The 12,761-nt window shown below is 68.7% G+C and carries 5 protein-coding genes; 1 reads left to right on the top strand and 4 read right to left on the bottom strand.

What is annotated here, in order from left to right:
- Window positions 1-400: 400 nt before the first annotated feature.
- From glgB to ACN0TP_RS13385, 3 genes are read right to left on the bottom strand one after another with little or no spacing between them, the layout of a single operon-like run.
- Complete coding sequence (gene glgB / locus ACN0TP_RS13395) at window positions 401-4,099, bottom strand: 1,4-alpha-glucan branching protein GlgB (protein WP_417219709.1); 3,699 nt, start codon at window positions 4,097-4,099, stop codon at window positions 401-403.
- Window positions 4,096-5,916 carry a maltose alpha-D-glucosyltransferase gene (gene treS / locus ACN0TP_RS13390; protein ID WP_417219708.1) on the bottom strand — a complete coding sequence of 607 codons (1,821 nt, stop codon included), beginning with the start codon at window positions 5,914-5,916 and terminating at the stop codon, window positions 4,096-4,098. The genes glgB and treS overlap by 4 nt, the downstream gene beginning before the upstream one ends.
- On the bottom strand, window positions 5,916-7,979 hold the full coding sequence (locus tag ACN0TP_RS13385) for an alpha-1,4-glucan--maltose-1-phosphate maltosyltransferase (protein ID WP_417219707.1): 2,064 nt from the start codon (window positions 7,977-7,979) through the stop codon (window positions 5,916-5,918). Before ACN0TP_RS13385 ends, treS begins: the two co-directional genes overlap by 1 nt.
- Window positions 7,980-8,110: 131 nt before the next feature.
- On the opposite strand from ACN0TP_RS13385, the gene glgP reads away from it, so the two are divergent.
- Window positions 8,111-10,672 (top strand): alpha-glucan family phosphorylase, encoded by a 2,562-nt coding sequence (gene glgP, locus ACN0TP_RS13380; RefSeq protein WP_417219706.1) that lies wholly within the window; start codon window positions 8,111-8,113, stop codon window positions 10,670-10,672.
- Here the strand turns inward: glgP and glgX are convergent.
- A complete protein-coding gene (glgX, locus tag ACN0TP_RS13375) occupies window positions 10,669-12,756 on the bottom strand; it encodes a glycogen debranching protein GlgX (protein WP_417219705.1) in 2,088 nt (695 codons plus the stop codon). The two genes, glgP and glgX, sit on opposite strands and share 4 nt — an antisense overlap.
- Window positions 12,757-12,761: the final 5 nt, after the last annotated feature.

Here is a 12,761-nt window from a genome sequence, read left to right as displayed (position 1 = left end):
CACTATTGAGTTCTCAAACAACAGACGCTTCCAGCTTCCACAAACCCGCCATCCGGCCGGTCGCTACGCTCTGGAGCAACTTGTCTAACTTACCCGTTGGCTTGGTCCCGGTCAAATCGACCGTTTTCCTTGCTTTTCGGAAGTCTGCGCCGTCCCGTTTGCCTCTCGGTGGAGAAGTTTTATTGGCGACCGGCGCGGGAAATAACTATACCCACATCCGGGCGCCTTCGCCAAATCGCGATGTCCTCCCGGTGAACCATCGTCAAAATCCCCGTGTTTGCGCGGTTGGCGGCGTCGCAGTCCACCCGTTTCCGTCTCTTTCCCGCACCTGCGCCCGGTGTGGTCTGCGCCACGCTATGAACGGCCAGAGCACTGACGGCCCGCCCGGTCGTTGTGGTCCTCAGCTCCGGGCGCCGCGAACCAGGTAGATCACGCCCAGCGGAGGCAGGTCAACAACTGCCGACTGGGGCTGCCCGTCATGGGCGGGACCGTCGGCGGTGATGGTCCCCGGGGTGGTGACTCCCGATCCACCGAACTCGGCATCATCGGTGTTCAGGACCTCGGTCCAGGCGCCGGCGGCCGGCAATCCCAGGCGGTAGCCGCGATGTGGTTCGCCGGAGAAGTTGGCGACGCACACCAGTTCATTGCCGTTTTCGTCGCGGCGGATGAAACTCAGGGTGTTCCCGGCCGATTCGTGGTCGTTGATCCAGGCGAAGCCCGCCGGATCGTTGTCCAGTTCCCACAAGGAGGGAAGCTCCCGGTAGATCCCGTTCAGGGCGCGGACTGCCAACTGGACTCCCCGGTGCTGGTGGGTATCGGCCACCCACCAGTCGAGCCCGTGCTGTTCGCTCCACTCCCCCTCCTGGGCAAACTCGGTGCCCATGAAGATCAGTTGCTTGCCCGGATGCGCCCACTGGAAGGCCAGGTAGGCCCTGACCTGCGCCAGCTGACGCCAGCGGTCCCCCGGCATCCGCCGCAACACCGAACCCTTGCCGTGCACGACCTCGTCGTGGCTGATGGGCAGCAGGAAATTCTCCGTGTAGGCATAAACCATCGAGAAGGTGATCTTGTGATGGTGGTACGAGCGGTGGATGGGATCTTCGGACATGTACTCCAGGGAGTCATGCATCCACCCCATGTTCCACTTCAGCCCGAAGCCGAGCCCGCCGCCACTGGTGGGCGCGGTGACCCCCGGGAAGGCAGTGGATTCCTCGGCGATCATGACGATGCCTGGATTGACCCGGTAGGCGGTGGCATTGAGCTCCTGCAGGAAACCGATGGCCTCCAGGTTTTCCCGGCCGCCATGGATGTTCGGTTCCCAGCCGCCGTCTTCACGTGAATAGTCCAGATAGAGCATGGACGCGACGGCATCGACGCGTAGCGCGTCGATGTGGAACTCCCCGAGCCAGTAGAGGGCGTTCGCCACCAGGAAGTTGCGGACCTCGTTGCGGCCGAAGTCGAAGACCAGCGTCCCCCAGTCGGGGTGTTCGCCGCGGCGCGGGTCCGGGTGCTCATAAAGCGACTGGCCGTCGAACTTCGCCAGGGCCCATTCGTCCTTGGGGAAGTGCGCGGGGACCCAGTCCATGATCACGCCGATTCCCGCCTGGTGGAGCCGGTCCACGAGGTAGCGGAAATCATCCGGATGTCCGAAGCGCGACGTCGGCGCGTAGTAGGAGGTGACCTGGTAACCCCACGATCCCCCAAACGGGTGTTCGGCCACGGGCATGAGCTCCACATGCGTGAACCCCTGCCAGGACACGTATTCGCTGAGCTGTTCAGCCATCTGGCGGTAGTCCAGACCGGGACGCCACGATCCCAGGTGGACCTCGTAGACGCTCATCGGCCCGGAATGCGGGTCGCGGGCGGCCCGGACGGCCATCCATTCATCGTCCTGGAATCCATAGGAGGATTCCACGACCACGGAGCCGGTCATCGGCGGCACCTCGGTGTGCCGGGCCATCGGGTCGGCCTTCTGGCGCCAGTGCCCGTCCTCTCCGAGTAGTTCGAACTTGTAGACGGCACCGGCCCGGACACCGGGCATGAACAATTCCCAGACCCCGGAGCGGCCCAAGGACCGCATGGAGGTGCCGGTCCCGTCCCAACCATTGAAGTCGCCGACCACCCGGGCTGCCTGTGCGTTGGGGGCCCAGACGGCAAAGCTCGTCCCGTCGCAGGTGCCCATCGAGGTGTGGTAGCTGCGGGTGTGGGCTCCGAGGACGTCCCAGAGCCTTTCGTGCCGGCCCTCCCCGATGAGGTGCAGATCGACCTCGCCGAGGGTGGGCAGGTAGTGGTAGGCGTCGTCGACCAGTTCGGCGGCCGCTTCCCCATAGGCGACCTCGAGCCGGTAGTCCGGCACGGTCCCCTCACGGCCGGCGGGGGCAGGAACCACCCCCACCCAGATGCCGTCGTGCTCGTGGGACATCTCGACGCGTGCCGACTCGGTGACGAGGGTGACGCTGCGGGCCAGTTTGCGCAGTGTGCGCACCGTGACCACGCCGTCGTCGCCGACATGGGCACCGAGGACTCCATGGGGGGCGTGGTACCGGCCCTGGGCCACTGCGGCCAGCACCTCCGCGGCGATGGGCCGGGGCCCGGTGGCCGTATCGGTCGAGGCGACGGGTGCTTCGGTGCCGGGGCGCTGGTCCCCGGGGGTGTCGGATGGGTTCTGCATGGCTGTGAGGACCTCCTGGACCGCCGATGCCGGAACCTGTTCCCAGGACGGCCGGTTTTGCTGTTCGTACACGACTTCGTAAAGGGCCTTGTCCAGCCACAGTGCCAGAAAGAGCGGCGACTGGACGTCGATGGCCTCTCCCGATTCCTCACGGTACCCCGCCAGGAAGGCCTTCCGTGTCCGGGCCGACCAGCGGCGGGCCGTTTCCTGGCGCGCGGGGTCGGGGCGATGTGGTTCGTCGGTGGCGCGCGTGGCCATGCCGGCTGCGTAGTCGAAGGAGCGCAGCATGCCCACGACGTCCCGCAGCGCCACGTCGTTGCCGGTCCGGTCGGCCGCAGTGCGCAGGGGCTCGCCTTCGAAGTCCAGCACCACCCATCCCCGGTCGCCGGCGTGCAGGATCTGCCCGAGATGCAGGTCGCCATGGATGCGCTGCAACAGGGGCAAGCGCCCCAGGGCGCCGAGCGACTCCAGGACCTCGCTGAAGGCGCCAGCCAGGGCCACGTCAGCGGGCGCGGCGCGCTCCCATCCCCAGAGCAGGCGGCTGCGCAATGCCGCAACGAAGGCACGGGTCTGCTCCGCCGTCGCTTCGGCCGTGGGGGCCACCTGGCGGAGATTGCCGTGCAGCCGGGCGACCACCCGGCCCAACTCGGTGGCCTCGGACGTGAAATCCCGGTCGGCGATGGCGGCGGCACTGGCCGGCCGCCAGGCATCGACGGAGCCGGGAAGGAATTCACGCATGACCGAGAGGGTCCCGGTCACCGTGGCGGGCCCGGCGCGCCAGTTCCCATCCAGGCTTCCCAGCGACTTCGGGACTTCGAGGGAGCCGGCGTCGGAGAGCAGGGTGCCGAGTTCGACGTCGGGGTTCGTTCCGGGCACCGGGACCCGGAAGAACTTGATGATCACCGGCCCCTCGGGCGCTTCGAGGACCACCGAGGTGTTGGACTGCTCGCCGTGCAGGGCACGCATCCTCACGTATTCGGAGGCCTCCGCGCTGGCGCGGTGCCCCATCATCACCGCCCAGGCACGGACGAATTCGGGGTCCTGCGTTCCGTCGTGGACCTGCCACCGGCCGCCGTCCCAGGTCGTGGCCGATCCCGCGTCCGCGGCCATCGCCCTGACGGTTTCCTCATCCAGGGTGCCCAACGGTTCGCCGGCCGACGTGCCGGAAATCCGCCGCAGGGTCACGGGGACGTGGACGACGGCATCCTCGATTTCAGGTGTATTGTCTCCCGGTTGTATTGTCCCCTGGTTTCGGCCGGTTGACCGGACGGTCAGCAGCAGGGCGGCCAGCTGCACGTCGGGATCCGGGTGGGCGAGCGGAACCATTCCGGCCAGGGAGAGACCGAATGTCCCCGCAGCGGCCGGGCACCAGCGCTGGGCGCCCACCCATCCGGCGAGGGCGCGGGTGATGGCTTCGTCGGTGTTCATCGCCGGGCATCCAATGGATCGATCACCGGAAGCGTCGTGGTGGCGGCGGCGTGGACATCGGATCGTGCCGAGCGCAGCCGCAACCAGAAGAAGCCCTGGGAGCCGAGCGTGATGGACAAGCGCCCGTCATCGGCGACCGGGGGGAAGACGGTCCCTCCGAAGATGTCGCGCAGCCCGCGCCCGGCGTACTGGGGCAGGTCGAGTTCGGTGGCCACGGGGTGCTGGGACAGGTTGTAGATGCACAAGATCGTTTCGCCCTCCTCGGGTTCTTCCGCATAGGCGCTGGTCGCCGGGGTGGGCGCGCCGTGAAGGCCGACCGGCGGTGGCTGCGTGGGCCGGCTCCCCCGCAGGAACGCCAGCACGCTCGGTGCGCTGGCCCGGACGTTGTCGTAGCTGCCCAGTCCGAAGACCGGGTGTTCGCGGCGGACACCGAGGATCTGCCGGACCCAGTGCAGCAGCGAACCGCTGTGGTTGAGTTGTTGCTCGACGTTGATGCTCGTGTACCCGTAGACCAGCGATTGGATGACCGGCAGGTAGAGCTGGCCGGGATCGGCGTTGGAGAACCCCGCGTTGCGGTCGGGGTTCCACTGCATGGGCGTCCGCGAGGCGTCGCGGTCATCCAGCCAGATGTTGTCCCCCATCCCGATCTCGTCCCCGTAGTACAGGAACGGGCTGCCCGGCAAGGCGAAGAGCAGGGCGTGGATGAGTTCGAGTTCTGACCGGGAATTGTCCAGCAGCGGGGTCAGGCGCCGCCGGATGCCCACGTTGGCCCGCATGCGCGAATCCGGCGCATACCAGCCGAGCATCGCCTCGCGTTCGGCGGGGGTGACCATTTCCAGGGTGAGTTCGTCGTGGTTGCGCAAAAAGGTTCCCCACTGGGTTCCCGCGGGGATCTCCGGGGTCTGCTCCATGGCCTCGATGACCGGGGCCGCCAGCTGGTCGCGGAGCGCAAAAAACAGCCGCGGCATGATCGGGAAGTGGAAGCACATGTGGCATTCGGGTTCCTCGACCGTGCCGAAGTACTCGACCACCTCCTGCGGGGGCTGGTTCGCCTCCGCGATGATGACCCGGCCCGGATATTCGGCGTCGACGAGAGCCCGCAGCCGGCGCAGGAAATCATGGGTCGGCGGGAGGTTCTCGCAGTTCGTCCCCTCCTCCTCGAACAGGTAGGGGATGGCATCGGCCCGGAAGCCGTCGACCCCGAGGTCCAGCCAATAGCGCACGACGTCGAACATGGCCTCGTGCACCAGCGGGTTCTCGAAGTTCAGATCCGGCTGGTGCCCGAAGAAGCGGTGCCAGTAGAACTGGCGCCGCACCGGGTCGAAGGTCCAGTTCGATTCCTCGGTGTCCACGAAGATGATGCGCGCATCGGAATACTTCTCATCGGTGTCCGACCAGACGTAGAAGTCCCCGTATTCCCCGTCGGGTTCGCGGCGGGAGGCCTGGAACCACGGGTGTTCGTCCGAGGTGTGGTTCATCGGCAGGTCGATGATGATGCGCAGCCCGCGCTCATGGGCCTCGGCGACCAGTCGCCGGAAATCCCCGATCGTGCCGAACTCGTCGAGCACGTCGTAGTAGTCGGAGATGTCGTAGCCGCCGTCGCGCAGCGGGGACTTGTAGAAGGGGGGAACCCAGAGGCAGTCGACGCCGAGCCATTGCAGGTAGTCCAGCTTGTCGATCAGCCCGGTGATGTCACCGCTGCCGTCGCCGTTCGCGTCGGAAAAGGCCCGCACCAGCACTTCGTAGAACACCGATTTGCGGTGCCACTGCGGGTCGTGGGTCAGACCCGGAACGTTGAGCTGGAACGGGTTGGCCATCAGGTGCCCCGGCGGATGTGCAGGATGTGGGCGGGCTCGTGATGCGGGTCGAGGCGGACGTAGTTGCTGGCGCCCCACTTCCAGCTCTGTCCCGTCACCAGGTCATCGACCGTGAAGCGGCCCTCGTCGTCCAGGTCCTGGGGCCTCAGGTCCAAGGCGTCCAGGTCCAGGTCGATCGTTGCCTCCCGTGCCCCGTGCGGGTCGGTGTTCACCACGATGATGAGGGTGTCGATCGCCTGGCCGGCGGCAGGAGCGGCTTCGGTCCCGGGGACCGCTCCGGGCGCCGGGATGCCCCCGGCGTCGGTCCGGCGGGATTTCGAGTAGGCGATGGTTGCGTCGTCGCTGGTGGGGTGGACCACCAGGTTCTGCAGTTCGCCCAGGGCCGGGTGGTCGGCGCGGATGGCGTTGAGCCGGCGCAGGTAGGGCGCCAGCGAGCGGCCCTCGGCCTCGGCGGTGTCGAAGTCCCTGACCTTGTACTGGAACTTCTCGTTGTCGATGTATTCCTCGGCCCCGGGGCGGGCCACGTGCTCGTAGAGTTCGAATCCCGCATACACCCCCCACAACGGCGAGGCGGTAGCGGCCAGGGCCGCCCGGATCCGGAACGCCGCCGGTCCGCCGAATTGCAGGTACTCGGTGAGGATGTCGGGGGTGTTCACGAAGAAGTTCGGCCGGAAGTAGGACGAGGTCTCGCGGGAGACCTCGGTGAAGTACTCGGCCAGCTCCTCCTTGGTGTTCCGCCAGGTGAAGTAGGTGTAGGACTGCTGGAATCCGGCACGGCCCAGCGCATGCATCATGGCAGGGCGGGTGAACGCCTCGGCGAGGAACACGGTGCCGGGGTGCTCTTCGGCGACCTGCGCGATGAGCCATTCCCAGAACCCCACCGGCTTGGTGTGCGGATTGTCGACGCGGAAGATCCGCACACCGCGGCCGATCCACAGCCTGACGATGCGCAGGATCTCGGCGCTGAGCCCCTGCGGGTCGTTGTCGAAGTTCAGCGGGTAGATGTCCTGGTACTTCTTCGGCGGGTTCTCGGCATAGGCGATCGTCCCGTCGGCGCGGGTGGTGAACCATTCGGGGTGTTCGGTGACCCAGGGGTGGTCCGGTGAGGCCTGCAGCGCCAGGTCCAGGGCCACCTCCAGTCCCAGGTTGCGGGCGCGGTCCACGAACGCCGCGAAATCGGCCTCGGTGCCCAGGTCCGGGTGGATGGAGTCATGGCCGCCGGCCGCCGATCCGATGGCCCACGGCGAACCCGGATCGTGTTCACCGGCGGTCAGCGTGTTGTTCGGGCCCTTGCGGAACGTGCGGCCGATGGGGTGGATCGGTGGCAGGTAGATGACGTCGAAGCCCATGTCGGCGACCGCTTCCAGCCGCTCGGCGGCCGTTGCGAACGTGCCGGAGGTGTAGGTCCCGGTCTCCGGGTCGAAGGTGGCGCCCTCCGATCGCGGAAAGAACTCGTACCAGGCGCCACGGCCGGCCAGGTCGCGTTCGACCAGCAGCGGGAATCGTCCGCCGCCGGTGACCATGCGCCGCAACGGGCGTTGGGAGAGTTCGTCCACCACGGCGGCGGTGGAAGCGGCGGCCATCCGGGCCTCGGCCGGCAGCGTGGTGTCGGCCAGGGTGGTGGCCGCTGCCTGCAGGGCGGCCGGGTTCGGGGAGGCCGCCGCGGCCTCACGGAACAGCAACGCGCCCTCGGCGAGCATCAGCTCGGTGTCGATGCCCGCGAGGACCTTGATGCCGGCGTCGTGCCTCCAGGTCCCGATCGGGTCGTCCCAGGCCTCGACCTCGAAGGTCCAGTTCCCCTCGGTGGAGGGGCGCAACGTGCCCAGCCATTCATCGAGCCCGGGGGCCCCGGGGCGCATCGGCATCCGCTGGCGTTCTACGCCGTCGGGATCGTAGAGCACCGCCTCCACGGCGAGGGCGTCGTGGCCCTCGCGGAACGCCGTTGCGCGGATCAGGACGTCCTGTCCGGCCACTGCCTTGGCGGGGAAACGTCCTCCCTCGATGACAGGGAAGACGTCGGTGACGGGAATGCGGCCGAATCTGGCCTTGCGCCGGGTGCTCACCCTGTAGACGCTAACGAGTCGGGACGGGAAAAGCCAAGGATTTCGACGACTCAACCGAACCGTGACCCTTCGGGGGCACTATTCACGCCGTGTTCGCCCATGCGGGGCCTTTCTAGGCTAGCGTCAAGGGGGTGAAGGCCATTCGACGTTTTACCGTCCGCACCGTCCTCCCCGAGGCCATCGCCGGCCTGGGGCCCCTCGCCGCGAACCTGCGCTGGTCGTGGCACCGTCCGACCGCCGGGCTGTTCCGCGATCTGGACCCCGACGGCTGGGAGGCGGTCCGCGGTGACCCCGCGGCCCTGCTCGGGCGCTTCGACCGCACGCGCCTGCACGAACTGGCAGCGGACCCCGACCTGGTGCAGCGCATCGGCGTCCTGGCGGCCGACCTCCAGGACTACCTGTCGGCCCCGCGCTGGTACCAGGAGCTGCAGGGCAACCCGCCGGCGGCCATCGGCTACTTCTCCCCCGAATACGGGATCACCGCCGCCCTGCCGCAATATTCGGGCGGCCTGGGCATCCTGGCCGGGGACCACCTCAAGGCCGCCAGCGACCTCGGTGTGCCGTTGGTCGCCGTGGGCCTGCTCTACCAGGCCGGCTACTTCAAGCAGTCCCTCTCCCGGGACGCCTGGCAGCAGGAGACCTATCCCGTCCTGGACCCGCACGGGCTCCCGCTGACCCTGCTGCGCGAAGAGGACGGCTCCATCGCCTCCATCACCTTGCCGCTGCCCGGCGGCCGTGAACTGCACGCGCACATCTGGCGCGCCGACGTGGGACGGGTCCCGTTGCTGCTGCTGGATTCGAACATCCCGGCCAACGACGACGCCGCCCGCGCCATCACCGACCGGCTCTACGGCGGCGGCGGGGACCACCGGCTGCAACAGGAACTCTTGCTGGGCATGGGCGGGGTGAAGGCGCTGCGCGTGCACGCCCGGCTCACCGGCACCCCGGCGCCCGAGGTCTTCCACACCAATGAGGGCCACGCCGGGTTCCTGGGGATCGAGCGCATCCGCGAGCTGATGGACGGCGGACTGGACTTCCCCACCGCGTTGGCCGCGGTACGCGCCGGGACCGTGTTCACCACCCACACCCCGGTCCCGGCAGGCATCGACCGGTTCGATGCCGCGCAGATCGCCCACTTCCTCGACGAGGGTCTGGCCCCCGGGGTCCCCACGGACCAGGTCCTGGCCCTGGGATCCGAGGTCGCGTTGGAGGGCCACGACGGCACGTTCAACATGGCGGCGATGGGCCTGCGCCTGGCCCAGCGGGCCAACGGGGTCTCGCAACTGCACGGGGAGGTCTCCCGCGGGATGTTCGCCGGGCTCTACCCGGGCTTCGACGCCTCCGAGGTACCGATCGGCTCGATCACCAACGGCGTCCACGAAGCCACCTGGGTGGACCCGCGCGTCACCGCCCTGACCGGGGCCGAGGCCGCCGACGACGACGCCACCCTGTGGGCCCTGCGCCGCGAGCTGCGCGTGCAGCTCATCGACGACGTCAGGTCGCGATTGCGCGCCTCGTGGAAGCGCCGCGGTGCAGCGGAGGCCGAACTGGGCTGGACGGACACCGTGTTGGACCCGGACGTGCTGACGATCGGCTTCGCCCGCCGCGTGCCCACCTACAAGCGCCTGACCCTGATGCTGCGCGACCCGGCCCGGCTCAAGGCGGCGCTGCTGCACCCGACCCGGCCCATCCAGCTGGTCATCGCCGGCAAATCGCACCCCGCCGACGAGGCCGGCAAGCGGATGATCCAGGAACTGGTCCACTTCACCGACGACCCCGAGGTCCGCCACCGGATCGTCTTCTTGCCCAACTACGACATGGCCATGGCCCGCACCCTCTTCCCGGGCTGCGACGTCTGGCTGAACAACCCGCTACGCCCCCTGGAAGCCTGCGGCACCTCCGGGATGAAGGCCGCGCTGAACGGCGCCCTGAACCTCTCGGTCCTGGACGGCTGGTGGGATGAGATGTACGACGGCGGCAACGGCTGGGCGATCCCCACTGCACCTGCGGGGGCCACACCCGAGGAACGCGACACGCTCGAGGCCTCGGCGTTGTACGCCCTGATCGAGAACACGGTGGCCCCGCGTTTCTACGGCCAGGAGGACAACCAGTCCTCCGGGTCGGCTGGCCCCTCGGCCCCCAGCGGCGACGGGGTCCCGCGCCAATGGCTGGCGATGATCCGCCACACCCTGTCGGTGCTCGGACCGCAGGTCTCGGCCGCCCGGATGGTCCGCGACTACGTCACGAAGCTCTACGTCCCGGCCGCCCAGGCGGGTCGCGAAGCAGCTGCCGACGCTTTCACCGGCGCCCGGGAATCCGCCGCCTTCCGGGACCGGGTGGTCTCCGCCTGGCCGGGCATCGCCGTCGAACATGTTGATTCACTGGACATCGAGGCCGAACCGAGCATCGGCGACACGTTCCGGGTCAGCACCTACATCCGCCTGGGCGCCCTCTCCCCCGGCGAGGTCAGGGTCGAAGCCGTCCAGGGCACCGTCGGGGACACCGACGAGCTCGTGGACACCTCGGCCCACCCGCTCCAGCTGGCCGAGGAGCTGGGCGAGGGGCGGTACCTCTTCCGGGGCGAGCTCCAGCTCGAACGCCCGGGGGCCTTCGGCTACGGGGTCAGGGTGGTTCCGGCGCACCCGATGCTGGCCTCCACCGCCGAGCTGGGGCTGGTCACCACCGCCGGTTAGGGCCGGGGCTGCAATCCGGGGGCGTCGCAGCGGTAGACGGTGATCGAGCTGCCCTCTGCGGTATCGGTTTCGCCCGCGCCGACCCGGGCGCCGCGGCGCAGGTGGCTGCGCGCCCCGGTGCCGTAGCGCAGTTCGAAGCGCGTCGAGGCGGCATCCTTGCGCCTGAAATCCTGCAACGATTCGGCCCCGGGCAGCCGGATGCCGCGGTCCTCCAGCTCCCCGTTGAACACCACGAGCCCGTCGATGCTGCCGGACGGGGAGCCGAGCAGCAGCTGCACCAGCCGGGTGCCGCCATCGGTCCATTGCTCCTGCCGCATGGGTGTGCCTTCGGCGTTGAACCACAGCAGGTAGGAGCTCTCGGCGATCGCCGGATAGACGAAGGGCTGGTGCTGCAGGAATTCACGGCGGATCCTCGCGAACGCCTGCGTGCGGCGCAGCATGTCCTGGCCGAAGGCGTCGGGGGTCCAGTCCAGCCAGGAGATCTCGTTGTCCTGGCAGTAGGCGTTGTTGTTCCCGCGTTGGGTCTTGCCGAACTCGTCGCCGGCGGTGATCATGGGCACCCCGAGCGAGAGCAACAGGGTCCCCATGGCGTTGGATGCGGTTTGCAGGCGGGCGGCGGTGATGGCCTCGTCCCCGCTCATGCCCTCGACGCCGTGGTTGTAGCTGCGGTTGTGCTCGGCCCCGTCGCGGTTGGACTCGCCGTTGTCCTCGTTGTGCTTGCGGTGGTGGCTGACCAGGTCCCGCAGGGTGAAGCCGTCGTGGGCGGTCACCAGGTTCACCGAGGCCAGCGGGCCACGTCCCGAGGCGGCGAACGTGTCGCGGGAACCGGCCAGGACGCTGGCCAGGCGTGCCACGTTGGGGGCCTGGCCGCCGCCTTCGAGGGCGCCGCGGCCGGCGACCCAGAAATCGCGGACGGTGTCGCGGAAGCCGTCGTTCCAGTCGGCGAAACCCTGCGGGAAGCGTCCGGTCTGCCACCCGTCGGGGCCCAGGTCCCAGGGTTCGGCGATCATCTTCACGTGCGAGAGCAGCGGGTCGGCGGCGATGGCCTCCAGGAAGGGGTGGCGTGGGCTAAACCGGTTGTCCTCACCGCGGCCCAGGGTGACGGCCAGGTCGAAGCGGAACCCGTCCACGTGGTAGTCGCGGACCCAGTGGCGCAGCGATCCCAGCACCAGCTCGAGCACTGCCGGGGAGGAGAAGTCCAGCGAGTTCCCGCAGCCGGTGGTGTCCAGGTAGTTTCCGGCGTCGTCGTGGCGGTAGTAGGCGGTGTCGCCGAGCCCGCGCCACGAATACGTCTTCTGGTCCTTCCCGCCCTCTGCCGTGTGGTTGTAGACGACGTCGAGGATGACCTCCAGTCCTGCCTGGTGCAGGAGGCGGATCATGCCCTTGAGTTCATTCCTGACGGCTTGCGGTCCGGCCCGGCGGGCTGCCTCGCTGGCGTAGTCGGCGTGCGGGGCGAAGAAGCCCAGGGTGTTGTAGCCCCAGTAGTTGGGCAGGCCCAGGTCCTGCAGGTGGGGTTCGTCGATGTGCAGGTGCACCGGCAGCAGTTGGACGGCGGTGACGCCCAGGGCGAGCAGGTGCGCGACCATGGCGGGGTGGGCCATGCCGGCGTAGGTGCCGCGCAGTTCGGCGGGAACGTCGGGGTGCAGCATCGACTGGCCGCGGACGTGGGCCTCGTAGATGACGGTGTCGCGCCACGGGATGGCCGGTGGCGCGTCACCGCCCCAGTCGAAGTCCTCGGTGACATGCACTCCCCAGTAGGCACCGGCGTCGTCCTGGACGATGGCACGGGCATAGGGGTCCAGCAGCAGCTGGCCGTCGGCGGGCAGTTCGGCTCCGCTCTCCCAGAAGGCATAGCTGGCTCCGGGGCGCAGCGCCGGGGCGTGGCCGTGGTGGTGTCCGTCGGCGGCGGCGGACAAGGCGGCCACCGCCGGCTCCCCCGCCGGGTCGGTGTAGTGCACGTCGACGGCCTCGAGGTCGGGGGCGAACACCGAGACGTGCACGACGTCCTGGTCCTGGCCGTCCTCGGGGGCCGGCGGTGCCGAGATCCCGGGCACACGGAGTACGGCGTCAGCGGGTTGGGTCACCGGCG

Source organism: Arthrobacter sp. (genome assembly GCF_048266065.1).
Lineage (GTDB): Bacteria > Actinomycetota > Actinomycetes > Actinomycetales > Micrococcaceae > Arthrobacter_H.
This window is presented reverse-complemented; position numbering and strand designations above follow the sequence as displayed.